Annotated in this window: 16 protein-coding genes and 1 pseudogene; all 17 read right to left on the bottom strand. The window is 31.1% G+C overall.

From position 1 onward, the window contains the following. Positions 1-133: 133 nt before the first annotated feature. Positions 134-808, bottom strand: coding sequence for an NAD(P)/FAD-dependent oxidoreductase (locus RCG18_RS17315; protein ID WP_308037276.1), 675 nt, complete (start codon positions 806-808; stop codon positions 134-136). Positions 809-1,611: 803 nt separating this feature from the next. Continuing rightward, positions 1,612-2,943: a CoA-disulfide reductase gene (locus RCG18_RS17310; protein WP_308037275.1), complete on the bottom strand. Its 1,332-nt coding sequence runs from the start codon at positions 2,941-2,943 to the stop codon at positions 1,612-1,614. Between the two features lie 14 nt (positions 2,944-2,957). After that, positions 2,958-4,031 (bottom strand): S-methyl-5-thioribose-1-phosphate isomerase, encoded by a 1,074-nt coding sequence (gene mtnA / locus RCG18_RS17305; RefSeq protein ID WP_308037274.1) that lies wholly within the window; start codon positions 4,029-4,031, stop codon positions 2,958-2,960. Then, positions 4,025-5,266, bottom strand: a complete 1,242-nt coding sequence (mtnK, locus tag RCG18_RS17300) for an S-methyl-5-thioribose kinase (RefSeq protein ID WP_308037273.1) — start codon at positions 5,264-5,266, stop codon at positions 4,025-4,027. The genes mtnA and mtnK overlap by 7 nt, the downstream gene beginning before the upstream one ends. 216 nt (positions 5,267-5,482) lie before the next feature. After that, a complete protein-coding gene (locus tag RCG18_RS17295) occupies positions 5,483-5,758 on the bottom strand; it encodes a hypothetical protein (protein WP_308037272.1) in 276 nt (91 codons plus the stop codon). A 118-nt stretch (positions 5,759-5,876) separates the two neighbouring features. After that, complete coding sequence (locus RCG18_RS17290; RefSeq protein ID WP_308037271.1) at positions 5,877-7,097, bottom strand: efflux RND transporter periplasmic adaptor subunit; 1,221 nt, start codon at positions 7,095-7,097, stop codon at positions 5,877-5,879. 1 nt (position 7,098) lies between these two features. Next, a pseudogene (locus RCG18_RS17285) lies at positions 7,099-10,208 on the bottom strand (efflux RND transporter permease subunit). Positions 10,209-10,461: 253 nt separating this feature from the next. Then, positions 10,462-12,126 (bottom strand): ribonuclease J, encoded by a 1,665-nt coding sequence (locus RCG18_RS17280; RefSeq protein WP_308037270.1) that lies wholly within the window; start codon positions 12,124-12,126, stop codon positions 10,462-10,464. Between the two features lie 166 nt (positions 12,127-12,292). Further along, positions 12,293-12,724 carry a CBS domain-containing protein gene (locus RCG18_RS17275; protein WP_308037269.1) on the bottom strand — a complete coding sequence of 144 codons (432 nt, stop codon included), beginning with the start codon at positions 12,722-12,724 and terminating at the stop codon, positions 12,293-12,295. 190 nt (positions 12,725-12,914) lie between these two features. Next, on the bottom strand, positions 12,915-14,228 hold the full coding sequence (locus RCG18_RS17270; RefSeq protein ID WP_308037268.1) for a HAMP domain-containing sensor histidine kinase: 1,314 nt from the start codon (positions 14,226-14,228) through the stop codon (positions 12,915-12,917). A gap of 30 nt (positions 14,229-14,258) precedes the next feature. Continuing rightward, on the bottom strand, positions 14,259-14,954 hold the full coding sequence (locus RCG18_RS17265; protein ID WP_308037267.1) for a response regulator transcription factor: 696 nt from the start codon (positions 14,952-14,954) through the stop codon (positions 14,259-14,261). 137 nt (positions 14,955-15,091) lie between these two features. Next, on the bottom strand, positions 15,092-16,204 hold the full coding sequence (locus RCG18_RS17260) for a cell wall-binding repeat-containing protein (protein WP_308037266.1): 1,113 nt from the start codon (positions 16,202-16,204) through the stop codon (positions 15,092-15,094). A gap of 33 nt (positions 16,205-16,237) precedes the next feature. Then, entirely contained in the window at positions 16,238-17,098 is an 861-nt protein-coding gene (locus RCG18_RS17255; RefSeq protein WP_308037265.1) for a hypothetical protein, read from the bottom strand. A gap of 119 nt (positions 17,099-17,217) precedes the next feature. Next, the gene (locus RCG18_RS17250; protein WP_308037264.1) at positions 17,218-18,987 is read right to left on the bottom strand and encodes an O-antigen ligase family protein; all 1,770 of its coding nucleotides are present in this window, start codon (positions 18,985-18,987) and stop codon (positions 17,218-17,220) included. A gap of 63 nt (positions 18,988-19,050) precedes the next feature. Then, a complete protein-coding gene (locus RCG18_RS17245) occupies positions 19,051-20,490 on the bottom strand; it encodes a DUF5050 domain-containing protein (protein ID WP_308037263.1) in 1,440 nt (479 codons plus the stop codon). 331 nt (positions 20,491-20,821) lie between these two features. After that, on the bottom strand, positions 20,822-22,051 hold the full coding sequence (locus RCG18_RS17240) for an FAD-dependent oxidoreductase (RefSeq protein ID WP_308037262.1): 1,230 nt from the start codon (positions 22,049-22,051) through the stop codon (positions 20,822-20,824). Beyond that, on the bottom strand, positions 22,051-22,500 hold the full coding sequence (locus RCG18_RS17235; RefSeq protein WP_308037261.1) for a 4Fe-4S dicluster domain-containing protein: 450 nt from the start codon (positions 22,498-22,500) through the stop codon (positions 22,051-22,053). The genes RCG18_RS17240 and RCG18_RS17235 overlap by 1 nt, the downstream gene beginning before the upstream one ends. Positions 22,501-22,511 lie beyond the last annotated feature (11 nt).

The raw sequence follows: 22,511 nt of genomic DNA, 5'->3' as shown, positions 1-22,511 counted from the left end.
GGAAACATCTCTCTATATAAGTCAATTATCAAGGTTATTTATCTATATAATTTAAAAAATGTCATGGGCTATATGCAAAATCGCTAAATTTTTATAGCAAACTTTTGCATGTCCATGACATTTAATTTTTATTTTATAAATAACTATTAAGATCTATTTGCTCTTTGAAAGAATCCAATCCTACTCTGTCTATATAATCTCCTAATCTTTCTCTATTAGTTGCATTTTCATTATATACTTGAATAATTTTTTCTGTTAAGTCATATATGTTTTCTTCTGGTACACAAAGTGCTATTCTATCTGCTATTCTTGGCTTGGCTCCACCTTTTCCGCCAACATAGAACATCCATCCTTTTCCGCCTCCTATTAATCCTATATCCTTAAATGCACTATCTGAACAGCTATTAGGACAACCACTTACACCTATTTTTAATTTATTAGGTAACTTTTTACCATGATATAAACTATCTATTTTCGATCCAACTGCTACTGAATCTTGAAGACCTCTTTTACAAAAAGTAGTGCCTGGACATACTTTTACACTTCTTACACATAAACCTATTGCTGCACCTGGATCCATATCTAAGTCTTTCCAAGCATTATCTAAATCCTCTTCTTGTAATCCAACTAATGCAATTCTTTGAGCTCCAGTAACTTTAATAGCTGCTGCATTATATTTTTCAGCTACATCTGCAATAGTTCTCAAAATATCTGGAGTTACAATTCCAGCAGTTAAATGTGGTGCTATTGCATATGTTTCTTTATCTCTTTGTAATATTGCTCCTTTTTCTAATAAATCAGTTTTCATTCGTATGACCTCCTAAATTGGCTTTTTAAATATATATTATTAAATAATTAATATCAATTCAATTTTATCACATTTAGCCAATATAGACTACTAGGATACTAATTGTAAAAATATTTGCACTTATAGTAAATACATTAACTACGTATTATTAGCCTAATGAACTATAAAATCTGCGATACTTTTATAATTGTACGTAGTACGCTTTTTAAGAAGACTTCGCATATTAATTTTTACTATGATGTGCTTCTTTTTTCTATCAATTTCATAGAATTATAATTTGTATATTGAACAAAATAGTAGAGTAATACTATGGTTAAATTCTTATTTAGGAGGGATAAATACTATGGGTGAAAAACATTGTTCTTCTTGTGCAAGCCAACAAGAAAAGGAAAAGAAAGAAAATAACTCTGGAACTAAACATAATAAAAAAACAAATAAAAAAGATTGATATTAAGATTAATTTAAAAATATTATATTTTAAGTATGTATACACCTATGTAAGATCAGTTTAGTTATGGAAAATGTAATCTAGGTTGCATAACATAAATAGTTTAGAATTTATAGTGTAAAGTTAATAGAGCTAGACTAAATTAAACTAGCTCTATTAATTTACTGTTATAATTAATGCAACTAAATCAACTACCCATTGTTACCCTAATGAGTATTTTTATTACTTCCTTGAAATAGAAAAAGGACTATTCATAGATCTTATTACTATAAATACTCCTTTTATTACTTATTTTATTCATCATCACAATATATATTTGATTGCGTCTTTTATTGCCAGTTTATCAATTCTATCATTATTTAGCTGCATTACAAGCTATATGAACTGCATCCCACACTCCTGCAAAAGGAGGCGCATAACATAAATCCGTCATACCTAAATCCATGGTAGTCATATTGTTATGAATTGCTATAGCAAACATATCAACTCTTAATACAGCCCCTTTTTTCCCCATAGCTTGAGCACCTAAAATTCTATTGGTTCTTTCTTCATATATAAGCTTAATCCATATAGGCGTTGGATCTGGATAATATCCTGGGTGGTCATATGCCTTAACAAAAACTGTTTTATAGTTTATAGCTAAAGCCTTAGCTTCACTTTCAGATAGTCCAGTTCTGCCTAATTCATAATCTAAAATTTTAATTGCAGAACTTCCAAGGGTCCCCACATACTTATTATGCTTACCTATAATGTTTTCACCTGCCAGCCTTCCGCACTTGTTAGCAGTGGTTCCCAATGGTATAAAGGAGTTCTCTTCCTTTACTTTATTGTATACTTCAGCACAATCTCCCGCTGAGTATATGTCAGCAATATTAGTTCTCATTTCTCTGTCAATTACTACTGCACCATTTCTAGCAAGGGCTATTCCTGAATCTTTTAAAAAACTAGTAGCAGGTCTTACACCTATAGCTAAAATAACCAAATCTGCTTCATAGCTTTCCTTATCAGTTTTTATCCCTGTAACCTTATCTGTGCCTACAAGTTCTTCAACCTTTTCATTTAAATTAAATTTAACTCCAGCTTCCATCATAATATTAGTTGCCATTTCTGTTAATTCAGAATCAAAAGGTTGTAATATCCTCGGGGCTAGTTCTACAACCCTAATATTTTTGCCGGCATATAATAAGGTTTCTGCCAATTCTATTCCTATGTATCCTCCACCAACAATTACTACATTCTTCACATCTGGAGCTTCTACTGCCTTTTTAAGTATCATTCCATCTTCCAAGGTTTTAAGCACATATACTCCTTTTAAGTCCTTTCCCTTTAGAGGGGGAACTACTGGTACAGTACCTGTAGCTATCATAAGTTTGTCATAGGAATCCATAAACAGCCTATCATTCTCCAAATCCTTAACTAAAATCTGCTTACTTTCTGGTTCAACTTTTACAACTTCATGTTTAAGATTTATTTTCATTCCTGTCTTTTCAAACTCTTCTTTAGTTCTTGCTATCATCTTAGTATAGTCTTCATTTATACCAGATACATAGTAAGGAAGTCCGCAAGCACCATAAGATACAAATGGACCCTTCTCATAAACTACAATTTCAGCACTACTATCAACTCTCTTCATTTTAGAAGCAGCAGACATTCCTGCTGCAACTCCGCCAATAACGATAACCTTCATAAGACCACTCCTATCTACTTAAAAAGTATTGGAAGACTCTCACTATATGGTGGATATGCTATACCATTTTCTGTTACTATAGCAGTTATTAGTGAGTTATCTGTAACATCAAAACATGGGTTATAGGCTTTTACTCCTGCTGGAGCCATTGGTCTTTCATACCACTTTGATGTTATTTCTTCATCAGCTCTTAGTTCTATGTGAATATCCTCACCAGTACTACATTTTAAATCAATAGTAGATAATGGTGCACAAACATAAAAAGGTATTCCATAGTGCTTAGCTAAAATCGCCACCCCTGAAGTTCCAATCTTATTAGCAGTATCTCCATTTTCAGCAACTCTATCACAGCCAACCAAAACTGCTTGAATTTTCTCTTCTTTCATCACTATTGAAGCCATATTGTCACATATTAATGTAACATCAATTCCAGCTTCCTTAAGCTCCCATGTCGTTAACCTTGCTCCTTGAAGAAGAGGTCTTGTTTCATCTGCATACACTTTAAAATCATAACCTCGTTCTTTACCAAGGTATATAGGGGCTAGTGCTGTTCCATACTTTGCAGTGGCAACTGTTCCTGCATTACAGTGAGTTAATATTCCCATTCCACTCTTTAATAGAGATAGTGCATTCTCTCCTATGTTTTTACAAACTACCTCGTCTTCTGCTCTTATATTTTCTGATTCTTCTTTAAGAGCTCTTTTAACTTCCTGTACAGACTTTCCTTTTTCTCTCTTAAATCTATTTTCCATTCGATCAAGAGCCCAAAACAGATTTACTGCTGTAGGCCTTGAAGATGCAAGATACTCTTTTACTTTTTTGAAATCCTCATATAGCTCATCATAGCTTTCTGCTTGTGATTCCTTTGTTCCAAGATAAGCACCATAGCCAGCTGCGATACCTATGGCCGGTGCTCCCCTAACTCTTAATGAATATATAGCCTCCCATATTTGATTTTGGCTAGTTAATCTTAAAAATATCTTTTCATTAGGAAGCAAAGTTTGATCTAATACTATCAAAGCATTGCTATCGTCATCTAGTACTACCGACTGAATTATAGTACTATTAAGTTGTCCATTTTCTAACATAATGTTCCTCCTAACTTCTTGCAGTGCTCTATTAGTTCTAAATAGTTCTTGCCATCTATCATATTTTCCCTATTCATAACAACTTCTTTACCAAAAGTTAAACAGAACTTTTCAGCTACTGCTCTTTTTTCAATATCTTTAATTGTTGTTATATCCTTTACATGGGCTATTCCTAAAATTCTTCTACATAATTCTAAACCAGTAACCGCTGCTGTGTCTCTTAAAATGTTATTTAAGTAATATTCTTTAAAACCTTCATATTTAGCAACTCTTTCAGTTACATTTTCATCATATGCTTTATTGAATTTCTCTTTAAACATATCAACTGTATTTAAAATGCTTTCTTTAATCCAAGATATGTAATTATCTTTTTCTGCTCCTTCTTCCATTGTAGCTTCAGCATTTATGAGTGCAAATATAAAGTGTGCTACAACATTACCAACATCATACCCCGCTGGACCATAGAATGCAAATTCAGGATCTATAACTTTTGTGGAATTTTCTTTAACAAATATGGAACCACTGTGAAGATCACCATGTATTAAACACTGAGAATTTGTCATGAATTCAAATTTTAATTTTGCTGTTTCTAATATAAACTTTTTATCATTCCACAAAAGCTCTTGTGCTACAGCCTTTGTTGGCTCGAATATATCGTTTCTTTGACAATTAAAGAATGGCTCAGTATAAACTAAATCTTCACTAATTTCACAAAGCTCAGGATTTATAAAACTCTTAACAAGAGCTTTCTTCCCTTTATGACACATAACAATATCTGAAGTAAGTAATAGAGTATTTACCATGTAGGTTGTTATATGATCTACTAGCATTGGAAACTTTCTATGCTGTAATAATGCTGTACGCAGTATTGTATGATCAGATAAATCCTCCATTACACAGCAATTCATAATAGGATCATAGTGATAAACCTCTGGAACTAACCCTTTAGCAAGTGAATGTTGAAGCTTTAGTATTTCGCTTTCTATTCTATTGCGATCCGGTGAAAGTTTAAATTCATCAGATATTCTCGCTACAGGACCAGCTTGTTTTATTATTATAGATTTATTATTTTTCTCATCAACCACTCTAAAGACATAATTAAGGTTTCCATCTCCAATTTCCTTGCAAGTTAAAACTGCATCCTCCTTAAAAAGCTTTAAAACAGTTTTAGTATATTCTACAACATCACTTTCTTTCATAGTAAAATATTCTTTAGTGAAATCTAACTTTGACATATTTAAACCCTCCCATTTTGCCAATGTTTCTTATTTCCCCTCATATATTACATAATCTATTTGACCTGTTCCGTTTATTACTTTTTTAATTCAGTTACAACGTTTACAAGAACCAAATTTTTAACTATATACTACCATAGCATGTTGTATTTTTCAATTAATACAATAAAGGCTACCTTTCTTATACAAGAAAAATAACCTTTGTTGTATTAATTTCTACTGATTTTCTATGTAGGCATCCACAACAGTAGCCACATAATGATCTTTTCCTTCATCAACCATAGCTATTATTGTAGGAGAACTAGGACTGTTGACCTGTACCCTATAAGCACTTGAATTTATTCTATCTAATCCTTTATCTCTATTTATAATAACTTCAGATGCTCCATTATATTCATAACCTTCGTAAGCATTTGATATCATATCCTTTAATCTATCCGCTTGACCATCAATTTGTTTTATATCTTTTAATACATCATTTATATCTTTCATATTTTTCCCTCCAGCATTTGTAGAATATAATTTTACTTAACTTATTATTCCTTTTCTATAAAAATAAATACAGTCATAAGGAATTACCTTATGACTGTATTTATAAAGTTTCAAATTACTATTTAACTATGTTTACTTTTTGACCATCACTTAGAAGACTTTGTCCTTCCGTAATAATTTCAATTCCAGCCTTCACTGTTCCTGTTGTTATTTCAGTGATTTTATCATTAGCTATACCTGTTTCCACAACTATTCTTTTAATCTTACTGTTTTCTACGGTATATAGATATTTAACTCCATTCTCTACTTTTATTGCCTCATTTGGAACAATTACAGCGTTATCTCTATTCTGATCTGGTATTGATACCTTTGCAAACATACCAGCCTTTAGTTCCCCATTAGAGTTATCTATTTTTACCTTTATTATATAAGAATTATTTTTACTATCTACATCAGGGCTTATACTGTCTACAACTGCTGTGATAGCTTTATCACCTAATGCGTTAATTACTACTGGCACATTCTCACCAACTTGAAGCTTGCCTACAATTTTGTCTGGAACAGTTATTTGTGAAATAAGTGAAGATGTATCTATTATAGTAACAGTTCCTGCTGTTCCTGAAGCAATTGTTCCAACTTCAACATTTTTAACGGATACAACTCCAGATATAGGCGCTGTTATATTGGAATCATTTAGTTGAACTTGTGTAGAATTAATATTAGCTTCTGCTTGTGCAACTGACGCAACAGCCTGAGTAGATCCTGAATTCTGCTGTAAAAGATTTAGGTTCTCTTGAGCATTCTTTAAATCTACAGAAGCGTTATCAACAGCTAGTTTTGCTTTATCTAATTCCTGTTTTGATATTGCTCCAGCATCATATAGCTGTTTTTCTTTCTCATAATAACTACTGGCATCATTATATGTAATTTGTGATTTATCAATGCTCTGTTGATATTTTAATATTGCATCACTTACACCAGCTTTTGCTGAGTTAAGGGCGGCCTGCTGTGATTGAAGAGTTGCAGAAACTGATGCTGTATCAAGTGTAAAGAGACTTTGTCCAGCAGTCACTTTATCACCAACATTAATATTTACTGATACAACTTTTCCTGGATTTTTAGGGCTTACAGTAACAGATTTCACAGCTTCTAGCTTACCTGCATATTGAACTTCTGAGGATATATTCTGTGTAGTTATCTTTTGCACCTTAACATTCGGTATTTCTTTTTTTACTTGAGGAACTTGTTTCTTTCCATGTTTGGATACAACAACTCCTACAATGGCAACAATAATAATCACTACAATAATCCACTTTTTGTTTAATTTTTTAAATTTCATATTAATTTGCCTCCGTAACATATGATTTCTTATTACGATGTTTTAAAATTTTATCTTTAAAATCGTCCATTAATGTGTAAACTACAGGAAGAATAATAGGTGATAATATTGTAGAGGCTATCATTCCGCCTATTATAACCCATGCCATACCTGATCTAGTTTCACTTCCCTCACCTAAAGCTAATGCCGATGGCAGCATTCCGACAATCATTGTTAAAGAAGTCATAATAATTGGCCTTAGTCTAGTTGTACCCGCAGAAATAAGCGCTTCTTTTAAGTTCATACCCTGCTTCATCAGCGTATTAGTATAGTCGATTAACAATGTACCATTTTTAGATGCTAATCCGTCCAACATTATAAAGCCTATCAGAGACATCATATTTATGCTATTGTGGGTTACAGCTAAAATGAGTAAAGCTCCTATTACAGCACAAGGTAATGCCAACATTCTTACCAGTGGAGTTAAGAATGATTCATATAATACTACCAGTATCATATATACAAGAACTACGGATGCGACTATTGCCTTTGCTAAGGTACCAAAGGTATCTGCCATTTGCTTTTGGCTTCCTCCATAGGATACTGAATATCCAACTGGTATAGACATTGCTGCAATTTTGCTTCTAATATCTTTATTAACACTTCCTAAATCTCTACCATCAAGACTTGCTGATACTGTAACTACATCTTGTCTATTTTCTCTCCTGATTGATTTAGGGCTATCCGCTTCCACTATAGACGCAACTTGATCTAAGGAAATTTGTTGGGATAAAGAATTTTGTATTTTTATGGCCCCTACATCTGAAGGACTTTTAATTTGTCCATCCATGAATTTTAAGGTCATATCATATTCATCATCATCGCCTCTATATGTACCTGCTGAGGAACCTTGTATACCTGTTCTTAGGGCTGATGCTACATCTGAAACAGAAACTCCATACTGAGCTGCTGCAAGTCTGTCAATTTTCACTCTAAGTTCACTATCATTTGCATCTAATGAATTAGTTACATCTACAGTACCTTTAACAGATTTAACTTCCTCTTCAACCTTTTTCGATAGGTCTTTCAGTGTATCTGCATTATCACCAGATACTTTAATATTTATAGCAGAGTTTGAACCACCACCTCCGCCGCCTCCCATTTGAGACTCAGATACGAAAAAGTTTACTCCAGTAAGTTGTTTCTTTCCCCAACTACGTACTTGTGATGCAAGCTGGGTCTGGCTTTTTTTACGTTCTGCTTTAGGAAATAATGTAACGTTAATTTTTACAGATGCATCACTTACTTGTGTATAGTAATATTTAACCTCTTTAATAGTTTTTAAATAATTGTCAACCTGAGCAGCTTTTTCATCTGTTTGTTTTAAATTCGTTCCTGGAGTGAGTGTCATTGAAATTGAAAATGCACTTTGGTCAGAATTTGACATAAACTCTGTACCTATAAATCCTAATGGAACTAGTGCAATACTTGCTATAATACATATGATTAAACCACTTAATACTTTAAGTCTATTATTTAGAGACCAAATAAGCATTTTTTTATAAGACTCAGTAGCAGTATCCATAAACCTATTAATTACGCTAGATACTTTTCCAAATAGAGGTTTTTTACGCTTTGTGCCAGCATTTTTCTTGTCTTTATCATTACTTTTAAGAAGACGAGAAGCAAGCATAGGTGTAATAGTAAAGGATACAAACAGCGAGAATAAAGTTGCAAAAACTATAGTTAGTCCAAACTGCTTAAAGTACTGGCCTATTACACCGGACATAAATGCAATTGGCAAGAATACAACTACATCACAAAGAGTAATTGCAACTGCTGCCATTCCAATTTCTTTTCTTCCCTCGATAGCAGCTTTTATAGGGTTTTTGCCCTGCGCTAAGTGTCTTTGTATGTTTTCCAATACAACTATAGAGTCATCTACTAGAATACCTATACATAAGGATAACGCCATCAAACTCATCATGTTTAGCGTAAACTTTAATTCATACATCATAAAGAATGTAGAAATAAGTGATGTAGGTATTGCTACTAAAACTACTAAAGAAGATCTCCAGCTCTTAAGGAAGAATAATAGTACTATTGCGGTTGTTATAACCCCTTCTATAAGGCTGTGATTTATTTGATTTAATGAATCCTTTATGAATACAGTAGTATCACTAGCAGTTATTATATTCATATTTTTAGGCGTAGTTTTTTGTATTTCAGTCATTTTATCTTTTATATTATTTACAACTTCGACTACATTTGCATCACTCTGCTTTTGAATATCAATAGATATAGTTTTTTTACCATTTAATTTAGTTAAGGAAGTGGCCTCCGGATATTCTAGTTTAATATCCGATATTTCCCCTAAACGTACTTTTCCCCCATTATTGGTTTGTATAAGTACATTCTTTACCTCATCAATGTTTTGAAATTCTCCAACAACTCTTATTGATTGGCTTATCTTATCCTGCTTAATTTGCCCAGCAGGCATGCTGACATTATCGCTCTTCAGCCTACTTAATATTGAATTGATAGTTATTCCATAGTATTCAACTGCAGTTTTATCAAGTTTTATAATTAATTGTTTTTTGTCTGCCCCCCAAGGGATACTTGTCCTACACCGGGCACTTTTTCTAACTCTGTTTTTATTTTGTCTGCCTGATTATATATTTCATCAAAAGAGGCAGTTCCTGAAACGGCAAGTGTCATTACAGACATAGCATTAATGTCTATTTTATTGATTACTGGAGTTCCTGCATCGTTAGGCAGTTTCCCTTGAGCCTTAGACACTGACTTTTGAACATCTAAAAATGCTGTGTTCATGTCAACATTTTGTTTAAATTGAATTATAACGGTTCCGCTACCTTCTCTAGAGGTAGAGTTAATAGTGTCAACTCCAGCTACTCCAGAAACGGCATCTTCCATAGGTTTTACAATATCTTTTTTTACGTCATCTGCGCTAGCACCATTGTATGGAGTTGATACGGTAATAACAGGTATAGTCATAGATGGTAATAAATCCGCTCCTAGATTTGTATACCCTAATATACCCAGACCAACCAGCAATGCTATTATCATGGTGATAGCAGCAGGCCTTTTTACTGATATTTCGGTTATGCTCATTTTTTAGCCTCCTTAGTTATTTTGTTATAACATTTTTATGTTAAAATATATAGATAAAAATAGCAATAAATTTTTATATAAAATAATTTATATTTAATGTTCATTTATAATTCACATCATTAACACTTGTTTTACACTCTATAAATGTAATTATATGTAATCATATTAAGTGAATTTATAAAAAATTGCATTATAAAATTCCCCCAATGCTATCTTCATATCATTGGGGGAGTTTTATGTTTTGAAATACAAGTTAAATTTCCATTATTATTGGAAGTATAACCGGTCTTCTTTTTGTTTTTTCATATAAAAATTTTTCTAAAGATTTTTTCATGTTAGATTTTAATACGTACCATTCAATTACTTTATTTTCTAAGCAATTATCCAATTCTTTTTTTACGATTTCTTTTGCTTCATTAATTAGAGGTTCTGATTCCTTTACGTAAATGAAGCCTCTGGTGATTATATCTGGTCCTGCAATGATATTGTAGGTTTCTTTTTCTATAGTTACAACTACTGTTAAAATACCGTCTTCAGCTAAATGCCTTCTATCTCTAAGCACTATATTCCCAACATCTCCAACTCCAAGTCCGTCTACAAGAACAATACCAGTCGGAACTCTACCAGAAATTTTAGCTTCATTTTCTGATAGCTCTAAAACCTGACCAGTTTCCATAATAAAAGTGTTTGAACTTTCCATACCAAGCTTTTGTGCTAATATTGAATGATGTCTAAGATGTCTATATTCACCATGAACTGGCATAAAATACTTAGGATGTACTAGTGTATGAATTAATTTCAACTCTTCTCTATAAGCATGGCCGGATACGTGTACTTCCTCTAATGCTTCATAAATAACCTCTGCTCCTTTTTTAAATAGTTCATTAATTACTCTTGATATAAACTTTCCATTGCCAGGTATTGGTGATGCAGATATAATAATTAAGTCATTAGGTTCAAGTTTAATTATTTTATGAGTAGAGAAGGCTATTCTGGCAAGAGCTGACATAGGCTCTCCTTGACTACCTGTAGTTATGATAGTTATCTGCTCATTCGGGTAATTGCGAATCTCATCTACAGAAATCATATAATGTTCTGGTATATGCAAGTATCCTAGTTCCATTGCAACCTTAGATATGTTTTCCATACTTCTTCCACTAAAGGCTATCTTTCTTCCATATTGTACAGAAGCATTGACTATTTGCTGCATTCTTTGAATATTCGAGGCAAATGTAGCCACGATTACCCTTCCTTCAGCTTTCGAGAAAATTTTAATCAATGTTTCTCCTATAGAACTTTCTGAAATTGTATGACCAGAACGCTCAACATTTGTGCTATCCGCCATAAGCAATAATACTCCGCTACTTCCAAGATTAGATATGCGCTTTAAATCCATAACTTTATCATCTATAGGTGTATAATCTACTTTAAAATCTCCAGTATGTAGTATAACTCCCACCGGTGTGAAGATAGCAAGACAGCAGGAATCTGATATACTGTGATTGTTTCTTATAAATTCAACCTTAAAGTTTTCTAGCTCCACTGTATCGCCAGGTTCTACCGCATGAAGCTCAGAGCTATTGAGTAAACCATGCTCTTTTAATTTTATTTCAACTATTCCTAAAGTCAATCTTGTGCCATAAATAGGTACATTAAGCTGTTTTAAAAAATATGGTATTGAGCCTATGTGATCTTCGTGCCCATGAGTTAAAAATATTCCTTTAACTTTTTCTTTGTTATCTAACAGATATGATATATCAGGTATTACTAAATCTACACCATACATGTCTTCCTCAGGAAAAGATATTCCGCAGTCTATTACCATGATTTCGTCTTTATATTCAATTGCAGTTATGTTTTTGCCAATTTCTCCAAGTCCCCCCAAAGGGATAACTCTTACGCAATTTTCGTTTTTCACTTGAATTCCTCCTTAATACATATTAATTATCTAAGGATTTTCCTATACTTTATTTTTTCTTTAAATTATAAAAATAATCCTTCTTATTTTTAAAAGAAAGAAACTTAGTTATGATAATTATAAATATCTATAAACTAAGTTTCTTTGCAATAAATATATTCAATTTCTAATCTACAACTAATGCTTTTAATTGTGCTTCAACAAAACTTTTATAACAATAGTTTAATATGTCACTTCTCTTTATTATTCCAATAAATATTTCCTTATCATCTACTACCGGTATAAAGTTTTGACTTACAGAAGTATAAAGTAAATCCTCTATGTTTGAGTTAATATGAATAGGCTTATTTACCATTCTTCTAGGTATATCATTTAATTTTATCTTGCTTGTACTTTTTAAATCTAAACCTGAGGTATTTTTTAGTTTCCAAAGCAAATCACCCTCTGTAAGTGTTCCAACATACTTTCCTTGGTCATCTAATAAAGGAATAGCCGTATATCTATGGTATTCCATTTTCTCTAATGCTTGCCTCATAGTCGAATTGACATTTTCATATACTATTTCTTCTTTAGGTGTTAAAAAAAATGCTATATTCATATCGACTTTATGTTACCAAATTATAAGAATTTATCTTAATAATTAGTAACAACTTCACCTACCTTTTCTCATTTTACAGTTCTCAATACCACTTAATATTTTATTCAGCATTATATATGCTTATAAATTTATTATACCCTTAATATTTTAAAACTCAATAAATTAATTATTAACATTTTGTAATATCTTATTATATTTTAAATTCTATAATTATTGAAAAACCTTTTGTCGGAAGGTTCTCTGCTCTTATTTGTCCTCCATGGTTTTCTACAATATCTTTACATATAGCAAGTCCTAAGCCGGTTCCTCCTTTTTCTCTAGACCTTGAGGAATCTATCCTGTAAAATCTATCAAAAATCTTATTTAAGTGTTCCTTTGGCACTCCTTCTCCATTATCACTTATTTCAAATCTTAAAACTGTATCTTTGCTAATACCTGTTATATTTATAATGCAGTTATCACCAGCATATTTTAGAGAGTTATGTATCAAATTAATAAATACTCTTTTCATTTTTTTAACATCAAAATTTAAAATTATATTTTCATCTATCCTATTTAAGTAATGTAATTGAGCTTCTTTTCCCTCAATTTCTTCTTCTAACTCTAAATTTAACTGCTCAAACATCTTTCTACAATTTACAGGCTCTTTGCTATATTTGCTTACAGAATTTATATTTGAATAGTCTTCTAACTCTTCTAAAAGAAGCTTTAACTCAATAGCTTTGTTATAAATAATATTATGATACTGAATTTGCTTATCATCTTTTACCTTGCCCTCTACTAACCTTTTAGAATAACCTATAATAGACGTAAGAGGTGTTTTAATATCATGAGATATAGCCTGAATAAGCTCCTGCTGGTTATCTTCAGATTTTTTCAATCTTTTCCCCATCTCTTCAAAATTTCTACACAGAACCCCTAATTCATCATCCCCATAGTAAGGTATTTCAATTACTGTATTACCGTATTGTATGTCATTAACTGCTTTACTTAACTTCTTTAATGGATCAGCTATAAATCTGTATATTATAATAAGTATTATTATAGAAACAGTTATTATAATAGTAGCTATCAAAATCCTACCAGTTTGACCTTTTAGCTGGAATCCATTATTTATAACGGTCTCCGGAAAATATCCATAAATCACATAAGAAATCTTTCCTGAAACTTTTACATAGCCTTGTTCCTGTATACTATCACTTTGGTTCTTTAAACTCTTGGTCGAATAAATGGTGCCTCCATTCTCATCTTTAATAATAAAATAAACCTTATATTTTTTAGAAATGTCCTCAACAGATTTTTCTAGCTTATCCTGCCTTTTATGAACCTTCTGTACATCAGCTATTGCTTCTTGCATGACAGTTTGTCTCTTTTTTTCCTGGTAATTTATTTCGGAAATTACTCTATTAGTAACTACATGTTTATAAAAAACTCCGAAACTTATAATTTGTAGTATAAAGCCTAGTGTCAACACTACACCTATTTTTTGATATAAAGTTTTCATTTCGATTCACCTTTTTAATTATTAAGTAAACTATTCTTTTTCACCTATAAACTTATATCCTGCCCCCCATATAGTTTTTATGAATCTATCACAATCATTAATTTTTTCTCTTAATTTTTTTATGTGTACAGTGACAGTGCTTATATCACCAAATTCGTCATAGCCCCAAACTCCATTATATATTTGTTCTCTAGTTAGTACTCTTTTAGGGTTTTCCATGAGGAAGCATAGTATTTGAAATTCCCTAGTAGATAAATCTACCTTTCTTCCATCTACAACTGCTTCAAAGGAATTTTTGTTAACTTCTATGTAATTATATTTAATTGTTTCATTTTCAATTAAGTGAGGGTTTTCAATTCTTTTTTGTCTTCTTAAATGTGCTTTTACTCTAGCACATAGTTCTCCATCATCAAAAGGCTTAGTTATATAGTCATCTGCTCCCATTTCCAAACCTATTATTTTATCTATATTTCTGTTCTTAGCAGTTAAGAATATTATTGGTCCAAAAAACTTATCTCTTATTTTTCTACACACTTCTATACCATCTATATCTGGAAGCATTATATCTAAAATAATCAAATTAAAATTTTTGTCTAACACCTTATTAATAGATTCTGTTCCATTATAAGCCTTGTCTATTTCATATTTTTCATCTTCTAATATATCACTTATAAGGTTAACAATATCCTTATCATCATCAACAATCAATATTTTTTCTTTATCCATATCAGCACCTCTTTTAGAAATTTATTATCTTTATATATTTACACTCTATTATCGTTATCTGTGTGCTAATATTTAACTCCTTGATTCTACAACATAAAAATGGAGTCAGATGAACTTTCTAACTCCATTTTTATACCCTATTTCAATTCTGAATCATTTAAGTTATATTCAGTTCCATCAGTGTTTGTGCTGTTATTTAGTGTAGGATTATTTAAATCTATTCCATCTTCTTGTATATTGGCAGAGTCATCTTCCGTTGTTGGAGACTTTGGTATGTTAACTGATGAATTAGTTATGTTATTTAAAATTGATTGAGAAACAACAGCTTCTCCGCCTAAAATATTTACTGTATTTATTTTAGCAAGTTTTGATGATATAAATGTTTTTGCATTTGCATTTAAATTTGAAGATACTAGAAATATAGGCGATGAATTTAGTGCAGCATAAGCTGTACCAGATAAAGCATCAGGAAAGTTTTCTCCAGAAGCTATACAAACTTTATCGAAATTAATGTCATCTTCAAATCTATTTATTATATTAATGTTTCTATCATATCTGTTGCTGCCTGTTATTCTTTCTACATTAGGAAACTGAGCTGCGACCTCATCACTTATCATATCATTTTCCCCTATGATATAGGTCTTAGATATATTTTTATCTGATATATAGTTTTTAATTACAGCAGGCAAATTAGTTTTAGGTACTAATATTACAGGGATTCCTTTTTTAGCTGCTATAGGTCCTATACTTAATCCATCTGAGAAGTCTTCTCCTGTTACTACTGCTACTTCACTAGTATTTCCCATTTGTTTAGCAATGCTTATAGATGTTTCATAACGATCTGCACCATAAAACCTATCTACAGCTATTCCCTTACTTTTTATTTGACTCTCAACAGTAGATGAAACTACCCCAGGTCCCCCAACTATAAAAGCATGTTTAACTCCTAATTTTGCTAACTGATTAGATGTATTTTCATTAAGACCATTTTTTTCTGTTAAAAGAATAGGCGCATTATATTTCTTCGCTAAACTAGCTGCTCCTAAAGCATCAGGAAAGTTTTCTCCAGAAGCTATAACTGCATATTCACTTTTTGTCCAGCCATTACTGCATATCTGAGATGATGTTTCATATCTATCTGTTCCCCATAACCTATTTGATGTCCCTTGTGCTGAAACTTTTATGTTAGACATGGCTAATACCATTAAGGATACAACAGAAAACATTATAGCACTCTTCTTATTAATCATATTTTTTCTTCCTCCAGTTATCATAACTCTATATTACTGCTGAGTTGTATTTGTAGATTGCTGTGTTCCATTAAGAGAATTTATAGCATTAAGCAACTGGTTTAATATATCTCCATTAGCCTTGATATCTTTAATAATTTGTGTCTTAGCATCTATAATACTTTGCAAAGTGTTTCCTGCTGAAGTAAAGTCCCTTGCTTTAATTTGATCACTATAGGATTTCCATAATTGATTTTTAGCTGTTTCCTCTTGAACAATTTTTTGATGTAAATCTTTGTTCTGTTGTATTAAAGGCTGCAATTGCTGAAGTTTTTGTTTTCTTGCATTGTTAGCAGTTTTTAATTGGTCTACTAGAGGTTGTAGCGCTGCTTTATCTGCATCTACTTGTTTTTTCTCAGAATCTATTTGAGAGGTTAATGCTTGAATTTGAGGCTCTATACTCTTCATAGTTGCAGAATCATTAGCTTTTATTGCAGCTTGAAATTGTTTGCGTAATGTATTCCTTTGTTGAACCAACATTCTTGTTTGTGTAATATCATTTTTAACTTTTTCTCTTTCTGTTTTAACTTGTCCCCCTATATCTCCAGAAGTATTATAGGCTTTAATGCCATTTTTAATTTGTTCTTCAATAGCTTTGTTTGCATCTAAGGCAACCTTAGTCTGAGCTCTTAAATCTACTATTGTAGTCATCTTGTCCATATATACTGTTGAATAGAATTGATCCGATGTTATAGATGATGATGTCGTACTTTGTGTGGTTTGATCTTGTGTTTGAGTTTGAGTAACCTGTGTGTTATCCGAACTAGTTATCGTTGTATCCCCTGCAGCAAAGGCTACTGTTGAAGCTCCTAATATTACAGATGCTGTTAGAACCGACATGAATATTTTTTTCATTTTTTAGTTCCCCTTTCAATATTCTAATTTATTTCCATAGCCTTATTGTAAAGGAAACATATTAAATAAAAAGAAAACAAAAATAAAAATTTATTAATATGTTGACTATACTATTTTCTTTAATTTTTTATATCATAATTAAGATTATTCTCTAGCTGATTTCTTAAAAATATAGATTTCTTATTTAATGAACAATAATTTTTATAGTAAAGCTCTCTTAAATTATCCATTTTTACTTTATAACTATGATTCTTTGTATTTTTATAAATACTATCTAGGTACAAATAGTAACTTTTATATATTTCAGGATAATATCTTTCATAACTTAAAACTATATCAAAATACTTTATTGTATTCTCTATATCTCCAAGTCTTTCATAGGTAAAAGCAATATTCATCTTTATTCTAGGATCTTCATTATTAACTTGTTCTGCTAATTTTAAGTTTGCTAGACATTCTTTATACATATTATTGCCTCTATAAGCCTGAGCCATAAGCACGTATATATCTGGATTTCTAATAGTTATTGCTTTATTAGCTCGATAAAAAGCAACGGATTTGTTTATATCATTTTTTGCATATATATTTCCTAGGAAAACTAAAGAATTAATTATTAAAATATATACTGAAATTATCAATCCTAAAATTATCATAGACATTTTAACTGATTTTCTTATAGTAAAGCTGCTTCGTTTATCTAAAAAACTCATTATCATTACTACTATTATAAAAATTGAAGTAAAAGAAAAATCAAAATCTAGCAAACTATGAAAATAGATCGTTAAAAACATAGCCAACTTTAAAACTTTTAATCTATCCTTCTCAGATTTTAGTATCATATATACTCCATATATGAATATAAACATAAAGGCTGCTAGCCCTAGTATTCCCATATCATAACAAACTTGCAGAAGTGAATTGTGAATGTATTTTATGTCATAAAAGGCGGATTGATTTTTATACTGTTTATACACAAATGAGTTAATACCAGAACCCAAAGGATTTTTTATTATACTTTGAAAACAGTCTTCATAATATATAAATCTTTCTTGAAGAGATCCTGAATCTAAACTGATATTGCTCACTCTAGTGTTAAAATTAAATTTTCCAAATACCAACAAAGAAAGAGATACAACTATAGCAATCGCAAAAAATAAAGATATCTGTTTTTTTATTTTAACACCAGACTTGTTGTAAAAATGATATAAGGGTATATAAAAAACTGGTATAACAAAGGCTGTTCCTAGTCCAAAATATTTAACTAATCCATAAAATATAATCGTCGTAAAAAAATTTATTGCTATTCTATAGTTCTTTTCTTTATATTCTGCAAAATAGCATATTAATGCAAAAATAAATAAATATATAAATGTATTTCTTGACTCAGTAAGTAGTATCCCTAGTATTAGTACCCATTGAATTGATGACTTAAACTTTTGTTCTGTTCTTATTTCATTCATATATAAACCAATTAACAGCAATAGTCCATATGTATTGGCATATCCAAAAGTACCATCTATTCTTTTATTTAATATAAGCCCTTGAAATATTATAAATATAAAAGCTGATATTGATGTAATATAGGCAAAATAATCTAATACTTTAGGCATATGTAGATTCGTAAATAATAAATAGAACAGCAGAACAGCTAGATATGTAATGAAGCCATCAAAAAATAGATTTATATTTTTGCTGTATATTAAGGATAGTATTGCTATAACATTTAAGAATAATATTGAATAAAATATATATTGGTTAACTATTAAGTTCTTTTCTATTTTTAATAAATATATGCTGCATATTAATAACAGTATTGCTCCGCATACACTAACAGGCAGTAAATTATACGGAATAAGTAATATTGCTGCAATAAGTAGTAAATACCTCATAGCTATTGTTTTCCTTTCATCAGTGTTAAAATAATAAAGCAGAGAGAGCTCTGCTTTATTGATTTAATTTACTTCAAACATTTTTACAATATTTTTATTTAATTCTTTTCCGTCTTTACTTTTTACATCTTTACTTATTTTCAAATTGTAAATTTGCCTTCCTTCTAAAGTACGCTGTTTTTCCCAATTATTAGACTTAGAATTTCCCTCATTCTCTTTGCTTATAGTCAGCGATTTTTTATCTGGGTTGAGAGCTATAGCCACTTTTACTATTTGATTATCACCATCAGTAACTACAATATTTTTACTGTTTATTGTACTTTCATCAATCTCTTTTCCAAACTTCACTTCCCACTTCTTGTTCTCGGAAACCTTTTGTATATCTTCCAAAGGAGATAGTCTTTGTGAATTGCCTGAATTTATATCATACTTATATAAAAACTTTTCACTATCACTAAAGTCGTTTATATAATAAACATAATCCCCATCTTTTAAGCAAGACATTAGATTTGAATCATAACCAAAAGAATCTTTTGATATAGGACTATACAATTTGATCTTTTGACTATTATCTGTATTTACCATACTTAAGCATTTATAATTTGAATCATGGAAATAAATCCAGTTGTCTACCATGTTTATGCCTGTCCACACATCTCCAGTATACATTTTAAAAGACCCAGCACCTGACTCTTTTATATTTTTTGATCCATCTATATTTTTAAATAAAGACGTACCATTATTATAGTCGTAGATCCATTGATCATTTAGTACATAAGCAAAGGAATCATTACTGACCTTGCTTTTTTCACTTCCATCAGTCTTCATTTTATACAAACCGTCTTTATATATTCCATAGTAAATCCAGTTATCTGTAAATTTAACTATGTCATTAGCACTTCCAACTTCGGTTTGATTTTTACCATCTAAATTTGATATAAAATAAGTTTCTACAGCTCCGCCATTAGCATCTGGTTTACTATAAAAAATATAGTTTTTTCTTATTCCACCATGTTTACAATCTACTATCTTTTGGGATTTTTCACTGCCATCAGCCCTTACTTTATATATACCATCATTATTTTTTACATAATAAATATAGTCACCTATAAAAACTTCATTATTGCTGCTAAATTTCAAGTCTTGGGCAGCTCCTTGAGAATCACTTTTCTTAATTCTAAACATTTCATAGTTTTTGCTGTCATCCTTAGGGTCAATAACTTTGAAATAAATCCAGTCCCCGTAAATACTTATATTTGAGCTACTTACATCATTTATTTTTGTATTTTCTGTGCCATCTGTTTTTATTTTATATATAGCACCTCCATCGCTTGAGTTTCTATAATATAGCCACTCACCTTCTTTAACCAGTAAGCTATTGTTGTTTATTACCTTGCTGTCTGAATTAGCTGCTGCTAAGACACTTGTTGGCAATAATGTTACAAGTAACATATAGCAAATCAAGAAGCTCAGCAAGCTTTTAAAGTTTTTTAAAGCTTTCATATATCCTATCCCCCTCCTTAAGCATACATCCAAAATCTTAAGTAGATATCCCAAATCTTAAGTAGGCATCCAAAATCTATGATTTTGAGATGATCACTTACACAGAGTGCTGATTTGGTGATAGCCACTTACACAGGGTGCTGATTTTGAGATGGTCGCTTACTCCTGCGAAATAAGAAGAGCAGGAGTTTCCTTAATATACATTATACATTTTTTAGTATAACAAGTAAATAAAACCTATACTAAAAATACCACTAATACTACCGCTACTTTGAGCGTTAGTATTAGTGGCACAAGTTTTTTGTCCTTCTAACTAGGAATCAGATGAGCTTTATACAAATTCATATTTATATTGACCATCTTTCTGTACATTAAAAAAGTCTGCGTAATCAATTTTGAATATATTTTTATTTATATTAGATATATTTATTTTATTTTTTATAAGCTGATGCAGTACTCCACAATAAGATATATCACCTAAAAGAATTGCTCCATATATTATTCCATCTTTATGAATTACTTTTTTATAGACATTCTTTGTTTCAATAATGTCTACAGTATAGCTATTGTCTGGGGCTTCTACTATACCTAAAGATACAGTTTCTAATCCTAAAAAATTCATAGAATTTCTTAATGCAAAGGTATCCTCAAAAACCTTTTCTTTTCCGTACATATTATATGCAGTTGCTATACCTTGTTTCACAGCAATTGGCCAAATTGGAGCAGTAAAAGTAACATCTCCAGCAGCGTATACGTCTTTTACAGAAGTTCTACAGTTTTTATCAATTACAATTCCTTTATTCACATTTATAGTAGTATTTTTTATAAAATCTATATTAGGTCTAACTCCTGCAGCTACAACTATCATATCACAGTCTATCAACGTCCCATCGCTTAATTTAGCCTTGCTCACATATCCATCTTCTTTTAGAATTACTTCTTCTAAGCTTACTGAAGTATAAATATCTACGTCCTTATCCTTAAAAAGCTTTTGATATCTATCAGCTCCTTTTTGATCTAGCTGAAGAGGAAGTATTCTGTTTCCCATCTCTACAATAGAAAGCTTTATTCCTCTCTCCATAAGCCCTATAGCTGAGTCTATGCCAACAAGACCAGCTCCTAGTATTACAGCTTTCTTTGATTTTTTTATTCCTTCTTCTATATTTAACACATCATCGTAATTTCTTAAGGAATATACACCTTTAGCTTCTCTTAAATTCCTAACAGGTGGAACAAATGAGGAGGCTCCGGTCGCAATTAGTAATTTATCATACTTTTCTATTGTATTATTTTCTAATACAACTTGCTTTTCATCAGTATTTATATCTATAACCTCAATACCTTTTACCCATTTTATATTATTCTTAGAGAAAAAGTCCTTATCTACAAAGGCAATTTTCTCCAAATCTCTATTGCCGCTAATAACATGATGAAGCATACATCTTGAATATACATCGGTGTCCTTTGATATGATAACAATTTCACTTAAATTATCTAATTCTCTTAGAGTTTTTGCAGCATTAATTCCTGCAGCACTAGCTCCTATTATTACATATCTCATTAGCAGTCCACCTCCTCAAGATATATTGCACCAGTTGGACAGTTTTCTACACATCTTGGTATTTCTCTACCATTACATAAGTCACATTTAACTACAACCTTTTTTGTTTTTGTATCGGGCTTTAATACTCCATAAGGACAGGACATAACACACATGAAGCAAGAAGCACATTTTTCTTCATCATAAGATACTATTCCACTTTCCTTATCCTTAGTCATAGCGCCACTCATACAAGTGTTAACACATTCTGGGTCATCACAATGACGACAGAATATAGGGATTGGTTTACCTTCTTTATCTAGAGTTATATAGTTTCTTCCTTCATTTTCAATATTTTCAAGATCTACATCAAATATAGATTTACCCTTTTCGTTATGCTCTGCCATGCATGCCATATAACAATTTAAACATGCGCTGCACAAATCCTTATTTATCATGATTCTTTTCATAGGAGCACACC

Source organism: Clostridium sp. OS1-26, assembly GCF_030915445.1.
Lineage (GTDB): Bacteria > Bacillota > Clostridia > Clostridiales > Clostridiaceae > Clostridium_AM.
Note: the sequence above shows the minus strand (reverse complement) of the source record. Positions and strands in the feature narration are given on the sequence as shown.

Bases quoted from the DNA above. Each gene is read 5' to 3' on its own strand.
- RCG18_RS17240 (WP_308037262.1), bottom strand. From the start codon at position 22,051: ATGAGATATGTAATAATAGGAGCTAGTGCTGCAGGAATTAATGCTGCA.
- RCG18_RS17255 (WP_308037265.1), bottom strand. From the start codon at position 17,098: ATGAAAAAAATATTCATGTCGGTTCTAACAGCATCTGTAATATTAGGA.
- RCG18_RS17235 (WP_308037261.1), bottom strand. From the start codon at position 22,500: ATGAAAAGAATCATGATAAATAAGGATTTGTGCAGCGCATGTTTAAAT.
- RCG18_RS17290 (WP_308037271.1), bottom strand. From the start codon at position 7,097: ATGAAATTTAAAAAATTAAACAAAAAGTGGATTATTGTAGTGATTATT.
- RCG18_RS17245 (WP_308037263.1), bottom strand. From the start codon at position 20,490: ATGAAAGCTTTAAAAAACTTTAAAAGCTTGCTGAGCTTCTTGATTTGC.
- RCG18_RS17315 (WP_308037276.1), bottom strand. From the start codon at position 808: ATGAAAACTGATTTATTAGAAAAAGGAGCAATATTACAAAGAGATAAA.
- RCG18_RS17275 (WP_308037269.1), bottom strand. From the start codon at position 12,724: ATGAATATAGCATTTTTTTTAACACCTAAAGAAGAAATAGTATATGAA.
- RCG18_RS17265 (WP_308037267.1), bottom strand. From the start codon at position 14,954: ATGGATAAAGAAAAAATATTGATTGTTGATGATGATAAGGATATTGTT.
- RCG18_RS17260 (WP_308037266.1), bottom strand. From the start codon at position 16,204: ATGATTAATAAGAAGAGTGCTATAATGTTTTCTGTTGTATCCTTAATG.
- mtnA (WP_308037274.1), bottom strand. From the start codon at position 4,031: ATGTTAGAAAATGGACAACTTAATAGTACTATAATTCAGTCGGTAGTA.
- mtnK (WP_308037273.1), bottom strand. From the start codon at position 5,266: ATGTCAAAGTTAGATTTCACTAAAGAATATTTTACTATGAAAGAAAGT.
- RCG18_RS17250 (WP_308037264.1), bottom strand. From the start codon at position 18,987: ATGAGGTATTTACTACTTATTGCAGCAATATTACTTATTCCGTATAAT.
- RCG18_RS17295 (WP_308037272.1), bottom strand. From the start codon at position 5,758: ATGAAAGATATAAATGATGTATTAAAAGATATAAAACAAATTGATGGT.
- RCG18_RS17310 (WP_308037275.1), bottom strand. From the start codon at position 2,943: ATGAAGGTTATCGTTATTGGCGGAGTTGCAGCAGGAATGTCTGCTGCT.
- RCG18_RS17270 (WP_308037268.1), bottom strand. From the start codon at position 14,228: ATGAAAACTTTATATCAAAAAATAGGTGTAGTGTTGACACTAGGCTTT.